The following is a 23,602-nucleotide window of genomic DNA, read 5'->3' on the forward strand; positions in this document are numbered from 1 at the left end:
GTCAGGCCTGGAGGAACATCCAGCGGTGGCCCTCCACGTCCTCGGCGCGGTACAGCCTGCCGTACGGAGCGTCCTCGATACCGGAGAGCAGCCCCGCCCCGGCGGCACGGGCGCGCTCGTAGTGGGCCTCGACGTCGGCGACGTGGACCAGCACGCCGTCGATCACCCAGGGCGTCGACAGCCAGGCGTCCGCCGCGGTGCAGTGCGTGCGGTGCGCGGTGGGGCCCTCGTACGACGCCAGCTCGGAGAGCATCACCCGCCCGCCCTCGACGTCGAGCTCACCGTGCGCGAGGTGGCCGTCGTCGTCCAGCCGGCGTTCCGCCTCCCTGAAGCCGAAGGCCTCGATGAGCCAGTCCATGGCGGCGGCGCCGTCCTGGTACGACAGCATGGGGACCACTGAGGGTGCGGGCATGACAGACCTCCTCTTTCTCGAACAAATGTACGAGTCTTTCGAGGATCTGTCGAGCGCTAGCCGATCTGGAAGCCGAACAGCTCCACCGCCCAGGGGTCCAGGCGCCCGGCGGCCGGTCCGCCGTCGGCGGCTCCCTCCACCTCGAAGCCGAAGAACTCACGGACCGCCTGCTCGCCGAGCTCCAGCGGATGGAACGGGAGCGGGTAGCCGGCCACGGACGCCGGCCGCTCGCCCGCCCAGTACGGCTCCTCGAACGCGAGCCGCTCCCCGGTGTCCTCCAGGACGCCGTCGTCGGGCGACACGCTCAGCGAGCGCACCAGGACGCCGTCCCGCCACACCGCGAAGGCGAACCAGTCGACCGCGTTGTGCATCGCGTGCAGGTACAGGGTGCGGCCGACGCTCGCGTCGACCAGGTGCGCGGGCAGCTGCGAGGGCCGGTCGAGCATGAGAGCCTGGTCGCACAGGACGTCCACCTCCGGCGTCGACAACGCGCACGCCCGGCCCTGGGGCGGGAACAGCGCGTCGCCGAGGTCCCACGGCTCCTCGCCGTCGGGCCGGATCCGCGCCGGCGGCCACAGCAGGCCGAGCAGCTCGGCTGCTCCGGCCTCGTCGGCGAACTCCGCGGCCCCCGACAGGCCCGCCGCCACGTCCCCGTCCGCGTACACCAGCATCGCGGTCCTGGCACCCATCGTCTCTCCCGCCCTCGACTCCTCTTCCCGTGGCGTCCCGCCCCGACGCCGCACACGAGGGTACGGGTACCCGCCGACACCGCCACCGGACGAGACCGTCCGCCCGTACGTGGCGCCCACCAGGCCCGGGACACGGCAGACTGGGCACATGCGCATCTACGTGCCCGCCACGCTCGACGAGCTCGACGCCGTCACCCACACGTCCGACGCGGCCCGCTGGACGGTCGCCCCCCGCCGCGCGCACGCCGTCACGAAGGAGCTCGAGGCCGCACTGCCGGACGAGGACGCGGAGAGCCTCGAGTACGTCGCCGCGCTGAACGCCGCGGACGACTCCCTCGCCCTGATCGCCGGCCGGACCGACGCCCCGAACCTGCGCGTGATCATCACCGTGGAGGTTCCGGACTCGGTGGTCGGTCCCGCGGCGGCGGGCACCGCGGACGACGACGAGGACGACGAGCCGGTCGCCTCCGAGGTGGAGGTCACCAGCACGGTCGAGGACGTCGCCATCGTCTGCGTGCACGTCGACGAGCCCGACGCGGCCGCCGACATCGAGGCGGTCCTGGCGGCGGCCGACGAGGAGAGCGACAGCGAGGACGTCGCCGAGGTCGGCGAGGAGTCGGAGACCCTGCTCGACGAGGCGCTGCAGCGCGTCACCGACCGCGACCTGCTCTGGTACGACTGGAGCGAGATCAAGAACGTCCCGCGCGCCTGACACCACGGATGCGGCCTGACCCGGCGCCCTGACGGCGTGCGGGTCGGGCCGGCGGGTCAGGCCGGTGCGTCAGGCCGGTGCGTCAGGCCGGTGCGTCAGGCCGGTGCGTCAGGCCGGTGCGTCAGGCGAGGTAGCCGAGCGCCTCGGCGTGCAGCCTGCCGTTCGTCGCGATCGCGTTCCCGCCCCAGGGCCCGGGGGCACCGTCGAGCGAGGTGAAGGTGCCGCCCGCCTCGGTGACGATCGGCACCAGGGCCGCCATGTCGTACACCTCGAGCTCGGGTTCGGCCGCGATGTCCACGGCGCCGTCGGCCACGAGCATGTAGGACCAGAAGTCGCCGTACCCCCGGGTGCGGTCGCAGGCGCGCGTCAGGTCGAGGAACCCGTCGAGCGATCCGCGTTCCTCCCAGCCGCCGATGGAGGCGTAGCTGAACGAGGCGTCGGCGATCCGGGAGACGCCCGACACGGACATTCGCGCCGCGGAGGCCAGCGACTTGCCCGTCCACGCCCCCGAACCCTTCGCAGCCCACCAGCGCCTGCCCAGCGCGGGTGCGCTGACCAGGCCGACGACGACCTCCTCGCCGTCGGCCAGGGCGATCAGGGTGGCCCACACGGGGACGCCGCGCACGAAGTTCTTGGTGCCGTCGATCGGGTCCACGATCCAGCGCCGTGCGCCGTTCCCTGCGGAGCCGTACTCCTCCCCGACGATCGCGTCGCGCGTGCGTGCGCGGGCGAGCTGGCCGCGGATGAAGTCCTCCGCGGCACGGTCGGCGTCGGACACCGGCGTCAGGTCGGGCTTGGTCTCGACCTTGAGGTCGAGCGCCCGGAACCGTGACATGGTGATGGAGTCGACCTGGTCGGCGATCACGTGCGCCAGACGGAGGTCGTCGGCGTAGTTGTCCTTCGTCATGGCGGCCACGGGCACAACCTAGCGTCGGATGGCAGGTCTCGGTCACCCAGCCGCGCCGGTCGGGCGGATTGTTACCCGGGACGGGGCGCCGACCCGGCGCCCCGCCCTCACACAAGAGCGGGCACGAGCTCCCGGACCCGGTCGGCCAGCCCGAGGAAGGCGGTGCGGGCCGGCGAGGCGGGTGCGCACTCGGCGAGCACGCGGCCGGCCAGCAGCGCGGCGTCGAGCCCGCCCGGGTCGTCGGGCACCAGGTGCACGTCGTCGACGCCGGCGTACCGGGCGAGTGCGTCCCGCACCTGCGTCTCGGCGCGCCGCCCGACCGCGGCGTCGCGCACCCGGTTCACCACCACGACGCGCGCGCCCGACACCGGCACGTCGGTGTCCCGCAGGTCCTCCAGGCCCCGGACCAGGCGCTGCATCCCGACCGGGTCCGCCCCGCCGACGACCACCACGACGTCGGCGGCCTGGAGAGCGCTCAGGGTCGCACCGTTGCGCTGGGGTGCGCGCGTGTCGTAGGTGATGAGCTCGTCGCTCTCCAGGACGGGGCCGCAGTCGACCACCGTCCAGGACACGAGCTCGCGGCACCGCTGGAACACCACCTCCAGCGACGCGGCGGGCAGCTCGGGCCACCGTGAGGCCCGTGTGATGCCCGTGAGCACGCGCACGCCCGGCAGCACCACGGGGCTGTGCCGGGCGAGCGTCACCACGTCGAGCGCACCCTGGCCGGCGGCGCGGGCCGCGGCCGCCAGACCAGGCGCGTCGTCGAGCAGGCCGAGCCGGGAGGTGACCGACGACGCGTAGGTGTCGGCGTCGGCCAGGAGCGCCGTGTCCGCGCCCGCCGGCCGGGTGGCGGCACGTGGGCGCCGCAGCAGGCCCGACCGGCGCACCGGGGCGGCACCGATGCCCGCCAGGGCGGCGGCGAGCTCGATGGCGGTCGTGGTCCGGCCGGGCGACCCCTGCGGACCCCAGACGGCGACGACGGCACCCCGCCGGCCCCCGAGGCCCGGCACAGGGTCGGGCTGGGGCGGCACGACGATCTCCGGCGCGGCGCCCCGCACGGCAGCGACCAGGTTCTCCGCGTCGCCGGCCGCCACCACCACGTCGCAGCCGAGGGCGGCGAGGCGGTCGGCGGGCGTGGCCGCGTCCTCGACGGCCACGACCCGCAGGCCCGCGACACGCAGGCGGGCGACCGCCTCACGGTCCAGCCCGGGCAGGTCCCCCGAGACGACGGCGGCCGTCCCGGCACCTGCCTCGGCGGACGCCAGGAGCTCGGGCAGCTCGGCGCACCGCCGGGCGACGACGACCCGCTGCTGCGCACCGAGCACCGTCACCACCGCGGCCTCCTCACCCGGTGCGTGCACCGCGACCAGGACCGTGACCGTCCGTTCCTCGGTCACCGGACGTCACCCGCCACGGGGACCACGGCGACGGTGCCCGTGTCCGACAACGCCGTCAGGACGGCCGGCAGCGCGTCGGCCGGCACGAGCACGTGCAGGGTGACCTGGCCCTGCACCACGATGGCCCCCTCGGCGGTCTCGACCTGCTCGACGACGACCTGCTCCGCCAGCGTCCGGGGCTCCGGCCGGTCGTCCCCGCCGGCCGCGGCGGGCGGGGACGGCACGAACCACAGGTCCACCACGGCTCCGGGCCGGATCCGGTCGGAGAGGCCGGTCGCCACGGGGACGGCGACCGAGCGGACGTCGACGTCGGCACCGAGCGCGGTCAGCGGGACCAGCTCGCCGTCGTCCACGACGCGGAGCGCGACCAGGTCCGCGGGCAGCGCCTCGTCGGCGGGCAGGTAGCGGGCCGTCCCCGCGCCGAGCCGGACGTCGGCGACGCGCACGGAGGCGGACGTGACCGGCTCACCGGGTGTCAGCGCACCGTCGGCGACGTAGACCGGGACGGTACGGCTCGCGGCCGAGACCACCCATGAGCCGAGCGCCACCGAGAGCGCGACGACCACGACACCGGTCACCAGCCGCGGGTCACGCCAGCGGGGCCGCCGGAGCCGGGCGGCCGTCGGCTCGGGCACCCCCTGGAGGGCGGGGGCTGGTGCGGCCGGGGCATACGTCATCTCGGTCCTTCCGTGCACTTTGGTGGACTTTGGGTAGACCGTCGCGTAGAACTTCGACTGACTGTTCACGCACTGCGACGTGTCGATCCGGACAGAATGGGCGCAGCTTGGGCAGAGCGCCGGAACCATAGTGATCGAACACCGCCGATCCGGCATCAGATAAACACTTCTTGGGGATAACCCCCTCATGTCGGTGTCTCGTGCCACACTGTTCCCATGGAAAAGCGCTTTCTCTCACTGGCCGATGTGGTCGAGACCCTGAACATCTCGATGGCCCAGGGTTACGCCCTGGTTCGGACCGGCGACCTTCCTGCCATCCAGGTGGGCCCCAAGAAGGTCTGGCGCGTCGAGGCGGCAGAGCTCGAGGCGTACATCGAGCGGATGTATGCAAAGAGCCGCGAACGGCTCAAGGGCTCTGCGACCACCGATGCCTGAATTGCCGCAGCACACCGTCGGGACCGGAGCACTCCACAGGAGTGACACCGGTCCCGATCTCCGTTAACGGGCATTCCGACCGAGGTCAGGGCGCTTCGCTCACGACCAGCAGAGCCGAGAACGGAACCAGCCGCGCCCCGCGGTCATCGAGCAGGTCGACGTCCAGATGATCGCGCCCCACGCGGGCGACACGACCGCTCACCGTGCCACCGAGCGTGCGCACCGTGACCCGCACCCGGTCGCGCTGAAGCGTACGGAGCGCGGGGCCCAGCCCGAGCGCATCGCGCCGGGACGTCGCCGACGCCGCCTGCCGCGCCAGTCCCAGCACTCCCACGACCGCATCCAGCGGCACCAGGTGCTGCCCCGTCGGTTCGGGCCGCACCCCCTGGAGCAGAACCCACTCGTCCGCCACCTCCCGCACCACACCGCGCAGCGGGGTGCCGTCGAGCAGCTCCACCGTGACCGCACCGCCCACCACCGCCCGAAACCGGTCCGCGACCGTCATCGTGGCGTGCTCGGCGCGGGTCAGCTCGGGAACGAGCGCATCGGCCTCGGCCGCCGACCGGGCGCGCGCCTGCGCCTCCAGGTCCCCGAACAGTGCCGACCACCGAGCAGAACCCGCCTGGTCCAGTGACGTCATGAGGCCACCTTGCGCCATCCACAGCCATCTCGCTCTCCGGTGGACACCCCGACGCCACGGATGTTGAATATCGAGCACCGGACATCATCAACCACCATCAACGGATGCTGATGACGCTCGGTGACTTCGAGGACGACGATCACAGGGGGAACGATGTCGAGCAGCATCCTCAGCCAGGCTCCGGTGCCACCGGGCACCGTGCGCACCCGGCGGACCCTGCGCACCGACCGCGTCCGGCACGGCGGGGCGGCACGCATCGCCCGGCGTGGGGCGGCCGGGCTCCTGGCCCTCGGCGTGTCGCTGGTCGCAGCCGCCTGTGTGCTGGGTGTGCGCACCTGGCACGTGGGTACCGGGCTCGGTAGCGCACTCTTCCCGGTGGAGGGCATCGTCGAGCTCGCGGCCGTCGCAGCGGGCACCGTGGCGGCAGGCTGGGCCGGCGGGCACACGCTCGTCGCACTGGCCTGGGTGCTCGCCTGCCGCCGGGGCGTGCACTGGGCCGCCGGTGAGCGGGCGGTGGCCGAGCACGCACCGGCGGTCGTGCGCCGCCTCGCCCGGGCCGCCGTCGGGGCGGGGATCGGGCTCGCCCTCGCCGCACCGACCGCCACGGCAGTGCCCGAACGGGGTGCACTCGCGTCGGCGGCGGCCGACGGCGGCCCCGCCGTCGTGCTCGATCTGGGCTGGCGGCCCACCGGTGCCACAGCCGGCGACGGGACAGCGGCGCGATCCGGCGCGACCGAGCACCAGGAGCCCGCCCGGCGAGGTGCGACGCACGGCCGCGCGAGCGGATCACCGCACACGACGCCGCCCACGGCATCCCCACACCCGGTGCCCGAACGCTCCTCGCTGGTCGACCGGGGCCTGGGCATCGGAGGCGAGCGGCGGCCGGTGGTCGTGGTCGAGCCGGGCGACACCCTCTGGTCCATCGCGGCGGCCCGGCTCACGGACGAGGCGACGGCGGCCGACCGGGACCCCGGCACCGACCCGACCGCCGGAGCCACCGCCGGTGAGATCGCGGCGGCCGTCCAGCGATGGCACCAGGCCAACCGGCAGACGATCGGTGCCGACCCGGACCTGATCCGCCCCGGGACGGTCCTCCGCGTGCCATGACCGGGAGCCCTGGCTCCGCCCTGCCGCCCCGCCCCACCACGACTGCCCGCTGACCCCAGGAGCTCACCCATGACTGCACTCGACGTACCTCAGGGCGCCCCGCCGGGGGCCGCGACACCGCAGGCCGCGGAGGCCCCGACGCCGGCACCACGCGCCACCACGGCGGATGACGCACCCCCGGCCGGCACGAGGCCTGCCGGCACAAGCCCAGCCGGCACGACACCACGCAGCACGAGTCCGAGCGGCACGGCACCGCGCAGCACGAGTCCGAGCGGCACGGCACCACGCAGCACGAGTCCGAGCGGCACGGCACCACGCAGCACGACCTCTCGCACCAACACCCCACGCACCAACACCTCACGCACCGACACCCCGCGCAGCACGACCCCCCGCAGCACGACCCTGCGCACCACCTCCGTCCCGGCCCCGCCCCGCAGGCCGGCAACACCCCGGATCGGCCCGGTCACCGGGCCGGGCATCGGCAGTCGCCTGCGGCGGATGCAGATCGGGGGCACGCCGCACCCCGAGCTGCGGGACGCGGTGGCGGCTCTGGCGGTGACCTCCGCACGCCCGGCACCGGAGCCAGAACCCGAGCTGCCCGACCCGACGGCGCAGGTGTGCCGCGTGGTGCGCGCGGCCGTCGAGGTGCTCCGGGGCGAGCGTCCAGCGGCACAGCTCGTGCGGTGGGTGACGCCGGAGGTCTACACCCAGCTCCTGGAGCGCGGGCGGCTCATGCGGGAGGCTCGCCAGCAGCGTCCGCCGCGACCCAGGGCGCACGCGGCCACCGTCCGGCGGGTGCGCATGGTGCGGCTCGGTGCCGCCTCGGCGGAGGCCACGGTGATTCTGCACGACGAGGGGCGCGTACGCGCGGCCGCCGTGCGGCTGGAGGGGCGGCGCGGGGTGTGGCGCGTGGCGGTCCTGGAGATCGGTTGAGCCCGCAGCGCGGCGTGCCCGGGGCACACCCGGCGCGGCGCACCGGCCACGCCCGCCGTCGGGTCAGACGTACCGGCTGGTCAGACCCACTCGACGACCAGGTCGGCCGCGCCCCGCGTGGTGGCGATGAGCTCCGCGTTGCGCTGGTCGGATCCGCCGGCCCAGGCCTCGGCGTCGGGCAGGGGCTTGCCGAAGGCGTGGTGCCGGGCGACGAGGCGGCGCAGCCGCTCGGCGTCGGGCAGGTCGAGGTACCAGACCTCCGCCATCCGGGAGCGCGCGGCGGGCCAGGCACCGTCCGGGACGAGCAGGTAGTTGCCCTCGGTGATCACCAGGGGCTCGGCGCCCACCACGGTGCCCGCCGCCACCGGCTCCTCGATCTCACGGCGGAACTCCGGGGCGTAGAGCGGCGGGGCGTCGAGGGCATGGTCGGCGATCCGGTCGATGAGAGCGGCGTACCCGGCGTCGTCGAACGTGTCGACGGCGCCCTTGCGGTCGCGGCTGCCGCGGGCCTCCAGGACCGCGTTGGACAGGTGGAAGCCGTCCATGCCCACCACGACGGCGGTACCCGCGCCGAGGGCTTCGGTCAGGGCGACCGCCAGCGTGGACTTGCCCGCGCCGGGCGGGCCGGTGATGCCCAGGACGCGTGCCCGGCCGGTGCGGGAGGCCTCGGCGGCGAGCTCCGCCGCGCGGTCCGCCAGCTCGCGGGTCGTCAGCCGCACCGCAGGCTCTCCAGCCAGGTGCGCGGGCCGATGTGCTGCACGCGCACGGAGGCCACGCGCACCGCCTCCTCGACGGCCTCCTCCAGGCCGGCGCCGCGCGCGAGCGCCACGACGAGGGCGCCGTGGAACGCGTCCCCGGCGCCGAGGGTGTCCCGGACGTCGACGACGGGCACGTCGGTGGTCCCGCGGCGGCCGTCCTTGTCGCGCCACGTCACGGGGGCCGGGCCGTGCGTGGCGACGGACGCCCGGGACCGTGCGACGTCGGCGGGGGCGTGGAAGTCGGCGGAGCGCGCCGTGACGTCGGCCGCTCCGAGGAGGTCGGCGAAGACGGGCCGCCACCGGCCGGCGTCGAGCACGACGAGCGGACGGGGTTCCAGGGTCCGCGCGTAGGCGAGCACGCTGCGGGCCAGGTCGGGGTGGTGACCGTCGAGCAGCACGACGTCCGGCCGGGGCAGGGTGTCGAGCTCGTCGGGCGTGACGTCGAACCCGCCGGCGAGCGTCGCGTCGGGTGAGACGACCGACCGGTCACCGGTCTCGTCGTCGACCATGACCGCCGACACCGCGAGCGAGATCTCGCGGCCCTCGGCGGTGTCGTGCACCTCGACGCCGTGGTGCTCGAGGTCGCCGCGGGCGGCGGCACCCACCGGCCCGGAGCCCATGGCGCTGATGAGCAGCGCCCGGGCCCCGAGCGTCGCGGCGGTCACCGCCGCGTTGGCCGCCGGGCCGCCGGCGGACACGTCCTGCCGGACGGCGGTGATCTTCTGGTTGGGCCCGGGTCTGACCGTGCTCCGATGGATCACATCGAGCGTCGTCAGGCCAGCAAACCAGCAGGTCACATGCGGTTTTTGGCGGGCTGCGGCGGCTGCTTCGAGCATGTGGAGAGATTACCTGTGAAACCGAGTGTCATTGACCGGCGGTCACGAGGGTCAGCTCTCGCCGTCCGGGTAGGCGCGCTCGGCGTAGACACGGAGGGTGTCCCGCACGAACGTGGCGCCCGCGGTGCCCCCGTAGTTCGCGGCGAACCGGTCGTCCGCCACGTACATGTCACCCAGGCCCAGCAGGTAGCCCTTGTCGGGACGACCCTGCTCGTGGCCAGGAGTGCCGGGGACGGACACGAGCCAGGCGGCGTGCCGTGCGGCGAGCGCCTGCGCCTGGTCGGAGGCGGGGTCGATGCCGGCCTCGCCGGCCTCGGTCCAGGCCTGGTTCAGTGCCGCGACCCGCGCCTTGAACTCGTCCTGTCCCTCCTTGCCGAGCCCGCGCCACCACGTGTCGCCCCTCTCGTAGGCGTCGCGGCCCCAGCGCTCGGTCACCTCCTGTTCGTACCGGGTGTGGTCGAACCCGTCGAGCATGTCCTGCGCCATGATGTCCTCCTTCGCGTCGGGGTCCTGTTCCAGGGCGGCGACCGTGCGCTCGACCGACGCGATCTGCCGCGTCAGCCGCTCCTGCTCCGCGCGCAGCGAGGCGAGGTGCCGGCGCAGTGCCGACGCCTCGTCCTGTTCGCTGTCGAGCACCCCGGCGATGTCGCCGAGGCCGAGACCGAGGTCCCGGAGCAGCAGGATCCGCTGCAACCGCACCAGGGCGGTGCGGTCGTAGCGGCGCGGGCCGCTCGCCGTCGTCCGGACGGCGGGGAGCAGCCCGACGGCGTCGTAGTGCCGCAGCGTGCGGCTCGTGATGCCGGTCAGCCGCGCTATCTCCTGGATGGACCAGTACATGCCGTCCACGGTAGAGGTTGACGCCGCGTCAACTTCAAGCCTCTTTTCTCACACGTCCTGGAGGCGCTCCCACTCCTCGTCGGTGAACAGCCGCGACCGGATGAGGAACCGCACGCCCTCGGGTGCCTCCAGGCTGAACCCGGCGCCACGGCCGGGCACCACGTCGATGGTCAGATGGGTGTGCTTCCAGTACTCGAACTGGTTGCGGCTCATCCAGACCGGCACGGTGAACCCCGCACCGCCGTCGTCCGGGCCCGGCGCGATCGCGAGGTCGCCGAGGCGGACGTCGGCGTCGCCCGTGATGAAGTCGCCGTCGGGATAGCACATGGGCGACGAACCGTCGCAGCACCCGCCGGACTGGTGGAACATCAGCTCGCCGTGCCGGGTGCGCAGCCGCACGAGCAGGGCGGCCGCCTCCTCGGTCACGCCCACCCGCGCGGGCGGCGCACCGCCGTCGACGTCACTGGACACAAGAACCTCCCTCATCCGTGTCAGACGTACAGGCCGCCGGGGCGACCCGTACGTCCGACGCGTCGGGCCGTGGGCTAGAAGAAGCCCAGCTTGGTCGGCGAGTAGCTGACCAGGAGGTTCTTGGTCTGCTGGTAGTGGTCGAGCATCATCTTGTGGTTCTCGCGGCCCACACCCGAGCCCTTGTAGCCGCCGAACGCCGCCGCGGCCGGGTAGGCGTGGTAGTTGTTCGTCCACACCCGGCCGGCCTCGATGGCCCGGCCGGCCCGGTAGGCGGCGGACCCCGACCGGCTCCACACGCCCGCACCCAGCCCGTACAGGGTGTCGTTGGCGATCTTGATCGCGTCGTCGAAGTCCGCGAACTCCGTCACCGCGACCACCGGGCCGAAGATCTCCTCCTGGAAGACCCGCATCTCGTTCTTGCCCTCGAAGATCGTGGGCGTCACGTAGTAGCCGCCCGCGAGGTCGCCCTCCAGCTCGGCCCGGTGCCCGCCCGTGAGCACCTTCGCGCCCTCGGCCCGGCCGATGTCGAAGTAGCTCAGGATCTTCTCGAGCTGGTCGTTGCTGGCCTGCGCGCCGATCATCGTGTCGGTGTCCAGCGGGTTGCCCTGCACGACCGCCTCGGTGCGCGCGACGGCGTCGGCGAGGAAGTCGCGGTAGATGTCGCTCTGGATGAGCGCACGCGACGGGCACGTGCACACCTCGCCCTGGTTGAGGGCGAACATCGTGAAGCCCTCCAGGGCCTTGTCGTAGAAGTCGTCCCGGGCCGCCGCGACGTCGCTGAAGAAGATGTTCGGCGACTTGCCGCCCAGCTCCAGCGTCACCGGGATGATGTTCTGCGACGCGTACTGCATGATCAGGCGGCCCGTCGTGGTCTCGCCCGTGAACGCGATCTTGCGGATCCGGGACGAGCTGGCCAGCGGCTTGCCCGCCTCCGCGCCGAACCCGTTCACCACGTTGACGACGCCCGGCGGCAGCAGGTCCGCGATGAGCTCCATGAGGTACAGGATCGATGTGGGCGTCTGCTCGGCCGGCTTGAGCACCACCGCGTTGCCCGCCGCGAGCGCCGGTGCCAGCTTCCACACGGCCATCAGGATCGGGAAGTTCCAGGGGATGATCTGCCCCACCACGCCCAGCGGTTCGTGGAAGTGGTAGGCGATCGTGTCGCCGTCGATCTCGCTGATCGACCCCTCCTGGGCCCGGATGGCGCCCGCGAAGTAGCGGAAGTGGTCGATGGCGAGCGGGATATCGGCGGCCAGCGTCTCCCGGACGGGCTTGCCGTTCTCCCACGTCTCCGCGACGGCCAGCTCCTCCAGGTGCTCCTCCATGCGGTCGGCGATCTTGTTCAGGACGATCGCGCGCTCCGTGACCGAGGTGCGCCCCCACGCCGGTGCGGCGCCGTGCGCGGCGTCGAGGGCCCGGTCGATGTCGTCCGCGTCGCCGCGCGCCACCTCGGTGAAGACGCGCCCGTTCACAGGGCTGGGGTTCTCGAAGTACTGGCCGTTCGCCGGGGGCACGTACTCGCCGCCGATCCAGTGGTCGTACCGGGCCCGGTAGGTGGCGACGGCCCCCTCGGTCCCCGGGGCTGCGTACACGGTCATGGTCTGCCTCCTCGCAGGTTCACGTGCCTGCCGCGGTCGTCCGACGGCGAAGACACCCTCGGGCGCACCGGCGCGCCCGAGTGGGGCGACGTTAGGCAGCCGCACGTTGCAGGAGCGTTGCAACCCGACCGTGACCTCACGGCGCAAGCCCGGCGGGATCCGGCACACAGGGACCCACAGAGGGACAGATCGCCGGGCCGGCACGGTCCGCGACGACGCCAATCCGGAGAGGGACCAGATGAACCCCGCACCGCACCCCGCAGCACCGCGCCACGCCGGCGGCCCGTTCCCCGTGCACCACCGGCCGCAGCCCGCCCTTCCCCTGATCGTGCCGCTGTCCGCCGCACTGACCGTGGTCCTGGCGCTCGCCGGCTGCACCGCCCAGAACGACGAGGTGGCGACGGCGGGCGACACCACGAGCCTCACGGTCCCCGCACCCGGGACCGGCGAGGCCGCGCCCGTCGCCCCCGGCGCGGACGCGGAGCTCGTCGGGCCCGAGAGCCGGGAGGAGTACGACGACTCCCCCGAGTCACCGTTCCTGGACGTCGCCACCAGCCCCCTGTCCACGTTCTCGGCCGACGTCGACACGGCGTCGTACGCGAACCTGCGCCGCCAGGTGAACCAGGGCGTGGCACCCGAGGGCGTACGGATCGAGGAGCTGGTCAACTACTTCGACTACGACTACGCCGCCCCGGCCCCGGACGCGGAGCACCCGTTCACCGTCACCACCGAGGTCGCGATCGCCCCGTGGAACCCCGGGCACCAGCTCGCCATGGTCGGCGTGCAGGCCACCGAGGCCGTCCCGACGTCGGAGGGCAACAACATCGTCTTCCTGCTGGACGTGTCGGGCTCGATGGACGAGCCGAACAAGTTGCCGCTGCTGGCCGAGTCCTTCGCGCTGCTGGTGGAACAGCTCGACGAGGACGACCGGGTGTCGATCGTGACGTACGCGGGCGACAACCAGGTGGTCGCCGACTCCGTGCCGGGTTCCGAGCACGGCGTGCTCGTGGACCATCTGCGCTCGCTGCGTGCGGGCGGATCCACCGGCGGTGCGGACGGGCTGGTCACGGCCTACGAGCTGGCCGAGAAGAACTTCGTCGAGGGCGGCAACAACCGGGTGGTCCTGGCCACGGACGGCGACTTCAACGTGGGCCCGTCCACACCGCAGGAGCTGACGGACCTGGTCGAGCAGGAACGCGAGTCCGGCGTGTACGTGTCCGTGCTGGGCTTCGGCATGGGCAACCTGAAGGACAGCACGATGGAGGCGATCGCCGACCACGGGAACGGCAACTACGCCTACGTCGACACCCTCGCGGAGGCGCGCAAGGTACTGGTCGACGAGTTCGACTCGACGATGTTCGTGGTGGCGCAGGACCTGAAGCTGCAGGTGGAGCTCAACCCGGCGACGGTCGGCTCGTACCGCCTGATCGGGTACGACAACCGGCGCCTGGCGGACGTGGAGTTCGACGACGACGCCAAGGACGCGGGCGACGTCGGGGCCGGGCACGCGGTGACCGCCTTCTACGAGCTGGTCCCAGCAGGCAGCGACGGCGCATCGGACGGCGACCTGAAGTACTCGGAGCGGGAGGCCGGCACCAGTGACGACTTCATGACTGTGCACGTGCGGTACAAGCAGCCCGGCGGCGGGCGGAGCACGGAGGTCGAGTTCCCCGTCGGCGCCGAGGCGTTCACGACGGCGCCGACGGCCGACTTCGTCTTCGCCTCCGCCGTGGCCGAGCTCGGCCTGATCGCCACGGAGTCGGAGTACCGGGGCGAGGCCGATCTCGACGCGGTCCGGGAGCGTGCCGCCGGAGCCCTGGGCGAGGATCCCTACGGACTGCGGGCCGAGTTCGTGAGCCTGGTCGACGCCTACCCGAGGTGACGCCGGACCCGCTCTTTCCTCGATGGGTGCAGAGACATTCCATGACCGCCAGAAAGAATGGCCGCAAGAATGTCGAGAAAGTTGTTTACCACCAGGGGTGCGACCCGAAATTTCCGGCCTTGCCGGAAACGGTCGTCACGAACCGTCGTGGGAGGTGAGGATGGTCCGGGTGCCGACCGGGTCGCGGGAGTCCAGGGTGCGCTGGGCACCCTGCGACTGCTGCACCATGTCCATGGCGACGCGCAGGTCCTCGGTGGCCCAGTCGAGCGACGTCTCGATGTGGGTGGCCTGGTCGAGCAGGGTGCGAGCCTGCGTCACCGACGACGGCGGGGCGTCGGTCACCCGCTGCGCGACGGCGGCGCGGGCGTCGGCGAGGGCCTGGGCGAGCACGTCGCGGGTGGCCGGGTCGGCGACGCGACCGTCCGAGTGCACGTAGACCCGCTCGGCCATGTCCATGACGGCGGCCAGGTCGTGCGAACGGTCGGACGTGGCGCTGACCTGCAGCTCGATCTTGTCGGTCAGGGCAAGCAGCCGGCTGGCCTCGTCGGCGCGGACCGACCCGACCCAGAGGGTGATCGCCACCGCGACACCGGTGACGATCGCGGCGCCGTACGTCCAGCGGCGGCGCCCACGGGCTCCGGCGAGCTCGGCGAGCGGGGGCTCCGACGCGTCGAGCGGCGGGAGGTCGGCCGGGTCGATCTCGGCCAGGGCGGGCAGCCCGGTGGGGCCGGGCGAGGCGGGCAGGTGGCTCGGACTGTCTCCGGCCGGTTCGTCAGCATCGGACATCGTGGATTCCGGTCTAGCTAAAGCGATGGTGTTCAACTCTTCCCCCAAAGAGAGTTCCCATGAAAACTATCTGTCGGACTCAAGGCCCGTTCAACAACCGGTGAGAATGACGCTAGGACTACTTTCTTCCTCTCGCGCGGCGAATCCGTAATACGTCCGTGATCTGTGGACGACGCACCCGGGGTGCTGGCGGCTTGGCCATCGGCAGGCACAACCTGTTGAGGGGCTTGGCCCGGTGCCTACACTGGCCTGGTTCGACGACGACGTCCGAACCAGGTCAGGGGCAGCATGACGCAGGTGCCGCACCGCGACGCGCAGTGGGTGCGCGCCGCCTACGAGAACTTCGTCGGTTCCGCCGGCTCGCAGGAGCCTGACGGCATCGACCCCGTCGTCGCGGCCTCGTGGCGACGGAGCCTGCGCAACGGTGTCGACCCGGACAGCCCGAGCGCGGTGGCGGTCGCGGCGTCGGACGACCTGGAGGACTACCGGAGCCACCATCCCCTGGCCGTCGCGATGCCCCTGGTCCGGGACATGGTGGGCGGCGCGACGGGGGACGACCTCGTGGTGGCCGTCTCGGACGACGCCGGCCGGCTGCTCTGGGTGGAGGGCCGGGGTCCGGTCCGCACCGCGGTCGACCACGTCGGCTTCGTCGAGGGCGCCGTGTGGCGCGAGGAGTCCGTCGGCACCAACGCGCCGGGCACCGCCCTGGCCACACGCCGCCCCGTCCAGGTGCTCGGCGCCGAGCACTTCGCGCGTCCCGTGCAACGACTGAGCTGCACCGCGGCGCCCGTGCACGACCCGGCCGGCGGGATCGTGGGCGCCGTCGACCTCACCGGCGGCAGCGTCGCCGGGTCGCACGTCGCCCTCGCCCTCGTGCGGGCCACCGTCGCCATGGTCGAGCGCGAGCTCGCCGCGCGAGCCGCCGCCTGGCCGCGGGACGCCGCGGTGGCGACGGCGCTCGGACCGACCGCCGGTCCGGGCCGCGGGCCCGACCTCCGGCTGCTCGGGCCGCCCGCGCTGCGCGGCCGGCGGATCTCGCTGCGCCACGCGGAGATCCTGCTCCTGCTGGCGGAGCACCCCCGGGGGCTGGGCGCCGAGGAGCTCGCCGTGCTGCTGCACCCGGGCGACCTGTCGCTCGTGGCCGTGCGGGCGGAGATCTCCCGGCTCCGCCGCGTGGCCGACGGCGCCCTGGACGGTCCGCTGCTCGCCGGTTCACGCCCGTACCGGCTCGCGCGCCCCCTCCTGTCCGACGTGGACGCGGTACGCGAACGGCTGGGCCGCGGCGACGTGCGGGGCGCGCTGGCTGCCTACCCGGAGCCGCTGCTGCGCCGGTCGGTGGCGCCCGGCGTCGAGCGGCTGCGCGAGGAGCTGGAGGCGGAGGTGCGTGCGGCGGTGCACGTCTGCGACGACGCCGTCGCCGTCGAGCGGTGGACCGCACGCGCCGAGGGTGCGGACGACCACGCCGCCTGGACCCGGCTGGCCCGGCTGGCCCAGCCCGGCGGTCCGCAGGCCACCCGGGCGGCGGCCCACCTGGCCGTGCTGGAGCGCCGGCTGACCTGACCCGCGGGCGATCCCGGCCGGCCCCGGCGATCCGGGATCGTTTCGGGACCGCCGCGTGTTCTCCTGGTCGTCAGCGCACGCGCTCCCCGAGGAGGAACCATGGCCACGCCCGTCGACCCGTCCGAGAAGTTCTCGCGGTACGCCCACCCGGAGCGCCTCGTGAGCACCGCGTGGCTGGCCGAGCACCTCAAGGATCCCGGGATCGTCGTCGTGGAGTCCGACGAGGACGTGCTGCTCTACGAGACCGGGCACATCCCCGGCGCGGTGAAGGTGGACTGGCACACCGAGCTGCAGCACCCGCAGGTCCGCGACTACCTGGACGGTGCCGCGTTCGCCGCGCTGATGGGCGGCAAGGGCATCACGCGCGACACGACGATCGTGCTGTACGGCGACAAGAACAACTGGTGGGCCGCCTACACGGCGTGGGTGTTCACCCTGTTCGGGCACCAGGACGTGCGCCTGCTCGACGGCGGCCGCGGCCTGTGGAGCGCGGAGGGCCGCGAGCTCACCACCGACGTCCCCGCCCCCGCACCGGTCGAGTACCCCACGGTCGAGCGCGACGACACCACGGTCCGCGCCTTCCGCGAGGACGTGCTGGCGCACCTGGGCAACGGCCCGCTCGTCGACATCCGCTCCCCGCAGGAGTACACGGGCGAGCGGATCGCCATCCCGGACTACCCCGAGGAGGGCGTGCTGCGCGGCGGCCACATCCCGACGGCGCGCAACGTGCCCTGGGCGACGGCGGTGGCCGAGGACGGCACCTACAAGACCCGCGAGGAGCTGGAGGCGATCTACACGGAGGGCCTGGGCATGAGCCCGGACGACGCCGTGATCACCTACTGCCGCATCGGCGAGCGGTCCAGCCACACCTGGTTCGCCCTGACGTACCTGCTCGGCTACGCAGGCGTGCGCAACTACGACGGCTCCTGGACGGAGTGGGGCAACGCCGTGCGCGTCCCGGTCGCGACCGGCGCCGAGCCCGGTACGGTCTGACGGCTCCGCACAGGCGGCGGCTCAGCCTCGGCCGAAGGCCTTGCGCAGCTCGTCCTTGGCGCGTTCGAGCACGTCGCGCTGGTCGGCGTCCAGCTCCTTGCCCGCGCGGTTGACGTAGAACGTCAGCATCGACATCGCGGAGCGGTACGGGGAGCTCTTGCGCCGGCCGCTCGCCTCCGCGGACTTCTTGAGGGACCGGGCGATCCGCGCGGGATCGTGCCAGGTGAACACGCCCTCCTCCAGGTCCAGGGCGTCACTGCCCTCGGTGACGCGCTGGGACCAGCGGTCGGGGCCGCCGTCCGGCCCCTTGTTCTCGGCCATACGGCCACGCTACGACGCCGTCCGGCCACTCGCCCGGGCCGCCGCGACGGTGAAAGGATGAACGGATGAGCACCGACCACGCGGACCTGCCCGAGGCCCTCGCCGAGCTGCGGGACGCCTTCCTGGAGACGCCCGAGCGGGATCGCCTCCAGCTCCTGCTGGAGGTGTCGCGCGAGCTCCCGCCCCTGCCTGCGCGCTACGCGGACGCGCCCGAACAGCTCGAACGGGTCCAGGAGTGCCAGTCCCCCGTCTACGCCGTCGCCGAGGTGGACGACGCCGGGGTGGTCGCCTTCCACGCGACCGCCCCGGAGGAGGCGCCCACCACGCGCGGCTTCGCGTCCATCCTCGCGCAGGGGCTGACCGGGCTCACGGCGCAGCAGGTGCTGGACGTGCCCGACGACTACCCGCTCCAGCTCGGCCTGACGAAGGTGGTCAGCCTGCTGCGGCTGAACGGCATGGCGGGCATGCTCGCCCGCGCCAAGCGCCAGGTCCGGGAGCAGGTCGGCACCGCGCACGCCTGACGGCGCTACCCGCCCAGCCGCGCCCGCAGCCACGGCACGCACGCCTCGGCCTGGATGCGCTGGAACGCGCGCAGGTGCGGTATGCCGGGCGGCGGGTCGAGCAGGGAGTGGTGCACGAAGTAGGCGGTCAGCACGGCGACCCACACCGTGACCGCCTCGGGGTCCGTGCCCGGGGCCAGCGGCGTGCGGTCCAGCACCTCCTGCGGGGCAGGCCCGCCCGTGGCGTGCACCGCCGGCAGCATCGCGGTCTGGTCCACGAAGCCCGCGCCCCGCACGGCGTGCGGCCAGTCGACGGCCACCGCCTCCTCGGCCCCGTCCGCCCGGCGGACCACGAGCGCGTTGTCCGCACGCAGGTCCTCGTGCACCAGGTGCGGCCCGGCGAGTGCCGCGCGCTGCCGTGCCGGCGCCGCGGTCTCGGCGACGCGGTCGAGGTTCCGGCCCAGCCAGGGGTCGTAGGTCGCCAGGCCGGCCGGCCGTTCGTCGGCCAGGAGCGAGGCCTCGGGCCAGACCTGGTCGGCCAGGTCGGGGAACGCCCCGCCGGCCGGCACCTCGTGCTCGGCGATGCGGCGGGCCAGGTGCTGCAGCCGGTCGAGGTCGGCCAGGTCCCACGGCTCGGTGCGCGGCAGGCGGCCGTCCACGGCGTCGGAGGCGACCACGACCCATCCGGGTTCGTCCGACCCGGGCAGGGGCACCTCCCTGGCCCAGCGGAAGGCCGGGGCGGGCACGTCCGCGGGCAGGGCCGCCGCGCGCTGCGCCTCGCGACGGTGCAGCCGGGCGGCGACGTCGTAGCCGGTCGAGGCGACCTTGACGAACACGCGCTCGCCGGCCGCCTCGAGGGTGAGTGCCCAGCCGGGCGAGTAGCCGCCGTCGTGCGACGTCCAGCCGGTGACGGGGCCGCCCAGCTCGGCGACGACGGCGTCGCGCACCGGGGCGGGCAGCTCGGGCCAGGTCGGTCGGACACGGGTCATGCGGTGATCCTGCCCGCCGCGGCGGCGCCCTGGCGAGGAGAAATCGGCGCACGAATTGGACGCCCGTCCAGAAAATGCGGGATATCACGGCTGTGATGTCTGGGTTACGGGTATTCCTGGCGCTCTGCCGCAGAGTTCGGTCCTGGAATGTCTTGTTTCCTTCCCCGCACCGCCCGCACAGCACGGATTGACAGGGTGAAAAGAGCACCCGACTCTTCTTCGTGGTGAACACACACGTGTGCTCCACCACCTGTTTCAACGGAGCTATTCGAGGGGAAACACAATGATCCGAGGATTCCGTGCAATCAGTCGCGCTGTGGCAACCGTGGCGGTCTCCGCCGGCCTGGTCTGCGCAGCCACAGCAGGTGCGAGTGCCGCGGTGGTGACCGACGGGGACGTCCCCGCGGCCCACACGATCAGCGTGGAGGCGGAGCCGGCGCCCGACGTCGTCGCGGACCCCGTGCCGGACGTCCCGATCGACGCCCCGGTCCCCGACGTTCCCGTGCCGGACCTCCCCGTGCCGGAGCTGCCTGTCCCGCTGCCGACCACCGGTCTGCTGGACGGCCTGCTCAGCGCCCTCGGCAACCTGCTGAGCTCGCTCCTCGGTGGTCTCCCCGTCCCCGTCCCCCTTCCCGGGGTCTGAGGACAACCCTTTCGACCTGCCGGACGTCGCCAGCACGGCCGGTTACCGAACCCCTTTTCCACCAGCCGTTCGTGAACGGTGGGGCTGGCGACAAAGGGCTCCCGGTGAGGCCCTTTCCCGGATACCCGGGAAAGGGCCTCACTGCTGTCCGGAAAAGGCATTCGGCCAGGGACTTCCCGCTGACCCGGATCAGGGCGGAACACCGACGCAGCGGGCGATCCGCCGCACCGCCTCGTGCAGCCGGTCCGGGGTGTTCGCGGCATACCCGATCACCAGGCCGGGCGGCCCGGCGCCCCTCCGGTGCGCCGACAACGGCTGCACCAGCACCCCGTCCGCCCGGGCCCGGCGCGCCACGTCGACGTCGTCGAGGCCGGGCAGCGTCACCAGGAGGTGCAGGCCGGCGGCCACGCCGTGGGCGGTGCCGCCGGGCAGGTGCGTCGTCAGCGCCGCCAGCAGCGCGTCCCGGCGGGCGCGATGGCGGCGCCGGACCTGACGCAGGTGCCGCTCGAACCCGCCGGAGGTGATGAAGTGCGCCAGCGCGAGCTGCGGCAGCGCGGGACTGCCGAGGTCGGTCCAGTACCGGGCCTCGATCAGCTCCGTCCGGAGCGCGGCGGGTGCGAGCAGCCAGCCCAGGCGGATCGCGGGTGCCAGGGTCTTGGACACGCTGCCGAGGTGCACCACGTGGTCCGGCGCGAGGGCGCGCAGGGCGGGGACGGGTGGCCGGTCGTAGCGGTGCTCGGCGTCGTAGTCGTCCTCGACGACGAGGCGGCCGGGCATGCCGTCCGGACCCTGCGGGGCCGCGCGCGCCCATGCCACGAGCTCCCGGCGGCGGCCGGGGGCGAGCACGACGCCCGTGGGGAACTGGTGCGCGGGGGTGACCAGCACCGCGTCCACGGCGGTGCGGCCGAGCGCGGCCACGTCGAGCCCGTCCTGGTCCACCGGGACCGGGACCGGGTCCAGACCCCACCGCCGCAGGTGCTCACGTGCACCGTACGAGCCCGGGTCCTCGAAGCCGATGCGGTGCGTCCCTCGCGCGCCGAGCACCCGGGCGAGCAGCACGAGGCCCTGGGACACCCCGTTGACGACGAGGACCTCGTCGGGGTGGGCACGCAGGCCCCGGGTGCGGGCGAGCCATCCGGCCACGGCCTCGCGCAGCGCGGGCAGCCCGCGCGGGTCGCCGTAGCCGAGCCCGCTCGACGCGAGGCCGCTCAGCGCCGCCCGTTCGGCGCGCGCCCAGGCGGCGCGGGGGAACGCCGCGAGATCCGGCAGACCGGGCGACAGGTCGATCAGGTCCGGGCCGGCCGGCACACCGGCGGCGTCCGGGCCGGGGAGCCCGTCGGCAGCGCCCGGCGACACGTGCGGCGAGCCGGGCCCGGGCAGCGGCCCAGGAACGGACCCGGGCTCGGGCCGCGGCCCGACGGCGTCACGCCCGCCCGGCGCAGCCACGACCTCGGTGCGCACCGTCGTGCCGCCGCCGTGCCGCCCCGTCAGCAGCCCCTCGTCCGTCAGGCGCCGGTACGCGTCCACCACCACGCCCCGTGAGCACCCGAGCTGGTCCGCGAGGACCCGGGTCGCGGGCAGCCGGTCGCCCGGGGCGAGGCGGCCGTCGGACACGGCGTCCCGCACCTGCTCGGCGAGCCATGTGGCCAGGCCGCGCGGCCGGGCGCGGGCCGGATCGAGCTGGAGAAAGTCGGCGCCCGCCATCTTGGTCTCCTTGTTCGCCACGAACTTGGCACTGTCAGACGGACCAAGTCTGGAGCACGCTCACCGTCATGACGACCTCCATCCACCCGCCGGCGCCGGGCGACGCCCCGGCCGCCCGCCCGTCTGCGCCCTGGTCCGGCCCCGTGTTCGCCGGGCTCGGCATGACCCTCGTCGGCAGCCAGGTGGCCGTGTCGGGGGTGCTCGCCGACGCCCCGCTGTTCGCCGTGCAGGCCCTGCGGTACACGCTCGCCGCCGTGGTCCTGGTGCTGCTCCTGCGGGCCACCGGTCGCACCGTCCCCGTGCCGCGCGGCCGGGAGTGGGCCTGGCTCGCCGCGGTCGCGCTGAGCGGGCTGGTGCTGTTCAACGTGGGCGTGGTGCGCGGCGTCGCGCACGCCGAGCCGGCGGTGATCGGTGTGGCGGTCGCCGCCGTGCCGGTGCTGCTCGCGCTCGTGGGACCGCTCCTCGGCGGGGCCCGGCCCGCCCCCGTGGTGGTGGCCGGCGCGGTCGTGGTCACCCTGGGCGCCGCGCTGGTCACCGGGGGCGGGCGCACCGACCCGGCGGGCCTCGGCTACGCCCTGCTCACGCTGCTCTGCGAGGCCGGGTTCACCCTGCTCGCGGTGCCGGTGCTGCACCGGCTCGGGCCGCACGGGGTGTCGCTGCACGCGGTCTGGCTCGCCGCCCTCGCGCTGTGGGGCCTCAGCCTCGTGACCGAGGGGCCCGGCGCGGTCCTGACGCTGCGGTCCGGGCAGGTCTCCGCCGTGCTCCACCTCGCGCTGGGCGTCACGGTGGTGGCGTTCCTGCTCTGGTACACGGCCGTCGGCCGGATCGGTCCCGGACGGGCCGGGCTGTTCACCGGCGTGGTCCCGGTGGCGTCCGCCGTGGGCGGCGTCCTGCTCGGTGCGCCCGTGCCGGGCCCGGTGGTGTGGCTGGGCGTCGCGGTCGTGGGCGCCGGTGTTCTGCTGGGGTTGCGCGCGCCGTCCACGGCGCCCTAGCTCCCGGGCGCGGGTCCCGGCCCCGCCGGCTCGGCCGGCCCCGCCGGCTCGACCTCGAACCGGTACCCCGCCCCCGGGTGGGTGAGGATGTGCTGCGGGTGCGACGGGTCGCGCTCCAGCTTGCGCCTCAGCTGCGCCGTGTAGACCCGCAGGTAGTTGGTCTCGGTCGAGTAGGCGGGACCCCAGACCTCGTGCAGCAGCAGCTTGCGGTCCACGAGCCGGCCCCGGTTGCGCACGAGGACCTCCAGGAGCGCCCACTCGGTAGGGCTCAGGCGTACCTCCGCCCCGGCCCGGAACACCTGCCGCCGCGCCAGGTCGATCCGCAGCTCACCCGCCACGACCACCGGCTCCTCCGCCTGCGCCGGGGCCGCCCGGCGCACCGCCGCCCGCAACCGCGCCAGCAGCTCGTTCATGACGAACGGCTTGGTCACGTAGTCGTCGGCACCCGCGTCCAGGGCGTCGACCTTGTCGTCACCGAGCTGCCGGGCCGACAGCACCACGATCGGCACCCGGGTCCAGCCACGGATGCCCGCGATCACCTCGAGGCCCGGCATGTCCGGCAGGCCGAGGTCCAGCAGCACGACCTCCGGCCGGGCCGAGGCCACCGCGTCCAGCGCCGCCGCGCCCGTCGGCGCGGTGGTCACGTCCCAGCCGTGCGCCCGCAGGTTGATGGCCAGGGCGCGCACCAGCGCCACGTCGTCGTCCACGACGAGCACCCGGTTGCCGGACGGCGGGCGCGTGCCCTCGTCACCCGGCTCGCTGTTCACAGCACCCATCTCACCACGTGGCGCAGCGCCACGCGTCCGGCGTCCGGGCGCCAGGG

28 protein-coding genes are annotated in these 23,602 nt (G+C 73.9%); 10 read left to right on the top strand and 18 right to left on the bottom strand.

The genetic code is table 11. The features are described 5' to 3' along the window. Nucleotide 1: 1 nt before the first annotated feature. Together ACO229_RS16945 and ACO229_RS16950 are read right to left on the bottom strand one after the other, a co-directional pair. Nucleotides 2-412: a VOC family protein gene (locus ACO229_RS16945; protein WP_423462218.1), complete on the bottom strand. Its 411-nt coding sequence runs from the start codon at nucleotides 410-412 to the stop codon at nucleotides 2-4. A gap of 56 nt (nucleotides 413-468) precedes the next feature. Further along, nucleotides 469-1,101 (bottom strand): DUF6928 family protein, encoded by a 633-nt coding sequence (locus ACO229_RS16950; protein WP_397431414.1) that lies wholly within the window; start codon nucleotides 1,099-1,101, stop codon nucleotides 469-471. Nucleotides 1,102-1,249: 148 nt separating this feature from the next. Here ACO229_RS16950 and ACO229_RS16955 point away from each other — a divergent pair, with 148 nt between their 5' ends. Continuing rightward, nucleotides 1,250-1,813 (top strand): DUF6912 family protein, encoded by a 564-nt coding sequence (locus tag ACO229_RS16955; protein WP_397414077.1) that lies wholly within the window; start codon nucleotides 1,250-1,252, stop codon nucleotides 1,811-1,813. A gap of 121 nt (nucleotides 1,814-1,934) precedes the next feature. Here the strand turns inward: ACO229_RS16955 and hisN are convergent, their stop codons facing one another. The 3 genes from hisN to ACO229_RS16970 form a co-directional block, all read right to left on the bottom strand. Next, on the bottom strand, nucleotides 1,935-2,720 hold the full coding sequence (hisN, locus tag ACO229_RS16960; RefSeq protein ID WP_397414405.1) for a histidinol-phosphatase: 786 nt from the start codon (nucleotides 2,718-2,720) through the stop codon (nucleotides 1,935-1,937). A 107-nt stretch (nucleotides 2,721-2,827) separates the two neighbouring features. Further along, nucleotides 2,828-4,117 carry a hypothetical protein gene (locus ACO229_RS16965; protein ID WP_397431416.1) on the bottom strand — a complete coding sequence of 430 codons (1,290 nt, stop codon included), beginning with the start codon at nucleotides 4,115-4,117 and terminating at the stop codon, nucleotides 2,828-2,830. Next, nucleotides 4,114-4,794 (bottom strand): hypothetical protein, encoded by a 681-nt coding sequence (locus ACO229_RS16970; RefSeq protein ID WP_397431418.1) that lies wholly within the window; start codon nucleotides 4,792-4,794, stop codon nucleotides 4,114-4,116. The genes ACO229_RS16965 and ACO229_RS16970 overlap by 4 nt, the downstream gene beginning before the upstream one ends. A 216-nt stretch (nucleotides 4,795-5,010) precedes the next feature. Between ACO229_RS16970 and ACO229_RS16975 the strand changes: the two genes are divergently transcribed. Next, on the top strand, nucleotides 5,011-5,229 hold the full coding sequence (locus ACO229_RS16975) for a helix-turn-helix transcriptional regulator (protein WP_116673897.1): 219 nt from the start codon (nucleotides 5,011-5,013) through the stop codon (nucleotides 5,227-5,229). An 85-nt stretch (nucleotides 5,230-5,314) separates the two neighbouring features. Here the strand turns inward: ACO229_RS16975 and ACO229_RS16980 are convergent, their stop codons facing one another. Together ACO229_RS16980 and ACO229_RS16985 are read right to left on the bottom strand one after the other, a co-directional pair. Next, entirely contained in the window at nucleotides 5,315-5,869 is a 555-nt protein-coding gene (locus ACO229_RS16980) for a hypothetical protein (RefSeq protein WP_423462219.1), read from the bottom strand. Beyond that, the gene (locus ACO229_RS16985) at nucleotides 5,866-6,036 is read right to left on the bottom strand and encodes a hypothetical protein (RefSeq protein WP_423462220.1); all 171 of its coding nucleotides are present in this window, start codon (nucleotides 6,034-6,036) and stop codon (nucleotides 5,866-5,868) included. Before ACO229_RS16985 ends, ACO229_RS16980 begins: the two co-directional genes overlap by 4 nt. Here ACO229_RS16985 and ACO229_RS16990 point away from each other — a divergent pair. Then, nucleotides 6,023-6,976, top strand: coding sequence for a LysM peptidoglycan-binding domain-containing protein (locus tag ACO229_RS16990; protein ID WP_423462221.1), 954 nt, complete (start codon nucleotides 6,023-6,025; stop codon nucleotides 6,974-6,976). The genes ACO229_RS16985 and ACO229_RS16990 overlap by 14 nt on opposite strands. A gap of 89 nt (nucleotides 6,977-7,065) precedes the next feature. Here ACO229_RS16990 and ACO229_RS16995 read toward each other — a convergent pair whose 3' ends face one another. Then, nucleotides 7,066-7,455: a hypothetical protein gene (locus tag ACO229_RS16995; protein WP_423462222.1), complete on the bottom strand. Its 390-nt coding sequence runs from the start codon at nucleotides 7,453-7,455 to the stop codon at nucleotides 7,066-7,068. 19 nt (nucleotides 7,456-7,474) lie between these two features. On the opposite strand from ACO229_RS16995, the gene ACO229_RS17000 reads away from it, so the two are divergent. Then, nucleotides 7,475-7,909 (top strand): Rv3235 family protein, encoded by a 435-nt coding sequence (locus ACO229_RS17000; protein ID WP_397431427.1) that lies wholly within the window; start codon nucleotides 7,475-7,477, stop codon nucleotides 7,907-7,909. Nucleotides 7,910-7,989: 80 nt separating this feature from the next. On the opposite strand, the gene ACO229_RS17005 is transcribed toward ACO229_RS17000, so the two are convergent. The 5 genes from ACO229_RS17005 to ACO229_RS17025 form a co-directional block, all read right to left on the bottom strand. Beyond that, nucleotides 7,990-8,628: a nucleoside/nucleotide kinase family protein gene (locus tag ACO229_RS17005; RefSeq protein WP_423462223.1), complete on the bottom strand. Its 639-nt coding sequence runs from the start codon at nucleotides 8,626-8,628 to the stop codon at nucleotides 7,990-7,992. After that, nucleotides 8,619-9,503 carry a PfkB family carbohydrate kinase gene (locus tag ACO229_RS17010; protein WP_397414094.1) on the bottom strand — a complete coding sequence of 295 codons (885 nt, stop codon included), beginning with the start codon at nucleotides 9,501-9,503 and terminating at the stop codon, nucleotides 8,619-8,621. The genes ACO229_RS17005 and ACO229_RS17010 overlap by 10 nt, the downstream gene beginning before the upstream one ends. A 51-nt stretch (nucleotides 9,504-9,554) precedes the next feature. After that, a complete protein-coding gene (locus ACO229_RS17015) occupies nucleotides 9,555-10,340 on the bottom strand; it encodes a MerR family transcriptional regulator (RefSeq protein ID WP_423462224.1) in 786 nt (261 codons plus the stop codon). A gap of 48 nt (nucleotides 10,341-10,388) precedes the next feature. Further along, complete coding sequence (locus ACO229_RS17020) at nucleotides 10,389-10,811, bottom strand: DUF779 domain-containing protein (RefSeq protein ID WP_423462225.1); 423 nt, start codon at nucleotides 10,809-10,811, stop codon at nucleotides 10,389-10,391. 74 nt (nucleotides 10,812-10,885) lie between these two features. Continuing rightward, nucleotides 10,886-12,409: an acetaldehyde dehydrogenase ExaC gene (locus tag ACO229_RS17025; RefSeq protein WP_397414101.1), complete on the bottom strand. Its 1,524-nt coding sequence runs from the start codon at nucleotides 12,407-12,409 to the stop codon at nucleotides 10,886-10,888. Between the two features lie 238 nt (nucleotides 12,410-12,647). On the opposite strand from ACO229_RS17025, the gene ACO229_RS17030 reads away from it, so the two are divergent. Continuing rightward, nucleotides 12,648-14,291 carry a vWA domain-containing protein gene (locus ACO229_RS17030; protein WP_423462226.1) on the top strand — a complete coding sequence of 548 codons (1,644 nt, stop codon included), beginning with the start codon at nucleotides 12,648-12,650 and terminating at the stop codon, nucleotides 14,289-14,291. Between the two features lie 135 nt (nucleotides 14,292-14,426). On the opposite strand, the gene ACO229_RS17035 is transcribed toward ACO229_RS17030, so the two are convergent. After that, complete coding sequence (locus ACO229_RS17035) at nucleotides 14,427-15,077, bottom strand: hypothetical protein (protein ID WP_397414107.1); 651 nt, start codon at nucleotides 15,075-15,077, stop codon at nucleotides 14,427-14,429. A gap of 288 nt (nucleotides 15,078-15,365) precedes the next feature. Between ACO229_RS17035 and ACO229_RS17040 the strand changes: the two genes are divergently transcribed. Both ACO229_RS17040 and ACO229_RS17045 read left to right on the top strand, forming a co-directional pair. Beyond that, entirely contained in the window at nucleotides 15,366-16,637 is a 1,272-nt protein-coding gene (locus ACO229_RS17040; protein WP_423462227.1) for a transcriptional regulator, read from the top strand. A 99-nt stretch (nucleotides 16,638-16,736) separates the two neighbouring features. Continuing rightward, nucleotides 16,737-17,630, top strand: coding sequence for a sulfurtransferase (locus ACO229_RS17045; protein ID WP_423462228.1), 894 nt, complete (start codon nucleotides 16,737-16,739; stop codon nucleotides 17,628-17,630). Nucleotides 17,631-17,651: 21 nt separating this feature from the next. Here ACO229_RS17045 and ACO229_RS17050 read toward each other — a convergent pair whose 3' ends face one another. After that, nucleotides 17,652-17,951, bottom strand: coding sequence for a DUF3175 domain-containing protein (locus tag ACO229_RS17050; RefSeq protein ID WP_397431442.1), 300 nt, complete (start codon nucleotides 17,949-17,951; stop codon nucleotides 17,652-17,654). A gap of 65 nt (nucleotides 17,952-18,016) precedes the next feature. On the opposite strand from ACO229_RS17050, the gene ACO229_RS17055 reads away from it, so the two are divergent. Further along, nucleotides 18,017-18,472 (top strand): SufE family protein, encoded by a 456-nt coding sequence (locus ACO229_RS17055; RefSeq protein ID WP_397431443.1) that lies wholly within the window; start codon nucleotides 18,017-18,019, stop codon nucleotides 18,470-18,472. 5 nt (nucleotides 18,473-18,477) lie between these two features. On the opposite strand, the gene ACO229_RS17060 is transcribed toward ACO229_RS17055, so the two are convergent. Next, complete coding sequence (locus ACO229_RS17060; RefSeq protein WP_423462229.1) at nucleotides 18,478-19,440, bottom strand: hypothetical protein; 963 nt, start codon at nucleotides 19,438-19,440, stop codon at nucleotides 18,478-18,480. Nucleotides 19,441-19,756: 316 nt separating this feature from the next. Between ACO229_RS17060 and ACO229_RS17065 the strand changes: the two genes are divergently transcribed. After that, the gene (locus ACO229_RS17065; RefSeq protein ID WP_397414119.1) at nucleotides 19,757-20,083 is read left to right on the top strand and encodes a hypothetical protein; all 327 of its coding nucleotides are present in this window, start codon (nucleotides 19,757-19,759) and stop codon (nucleotides 20,081-20,083) included. 189 nt (nucleotides 20,084-20,272) lie between these two features. On the opposite strand, the gene ACO229_RS17070 is transcribed toward ACO229_RS17065, so the two are convergent. Further along, nucleotides 20,273-21,808, bottom strand: a complete 1,536-nt coding sequence (locus tag ACO229_RS17070; RefSeq protein WP_423462230.1) for a PLP-dependent aminotransferase family protein — start codon at nucleotides 21,806-21,808, stop codon at nucleotides 20,273-20,275. A gap of 47 nt (nucleotides 21,809-21,855) precedes the next feature. Here ACO229_RS17070 and ACO229_RS17075 point away from each other — a divergent pair, with 47 nt between their 5' ends. Continuing rightward, nucleotides 21,856-22,779, top strand: coding sequence for a DMT family transporter (locus ACO229_RS17075; RefSeq protein WP_423462231.1), 924 nt, complete (start codon nucleotides 21,856-21,858; stop codon nucleotides 22,777-22,779). On the opposite strand, the gene ACO229_RS17080 is transcribed toward ACO229_RS17075, so the two are convergent. Continuing rightward, complete coding sequence (locus ACO229_RS17080; protein WP_423462232.1) at nucleotides 22,776-23,546, bottom strand: response regulator; 771 nt, start codon at nucleotides 23,544-23,546, stop codon at nucleotides 22,776-22,778. The genes ACO229_RS17075 and ACO229_RS17080 overlap by 4 nt on opposite strands. Nucleotides 23,547-23,602 lie beyond the last annotated feature (56 nt).

The sequence above is a fragment of the Promicromonospora sp. MS192 genome, from assembly GCF_049532985.1.
GTDB lineage: Bacteria > Actinomycetota > Actinomycetes > Actinomycetales > Cellulomonadaceae > Promicromonospora.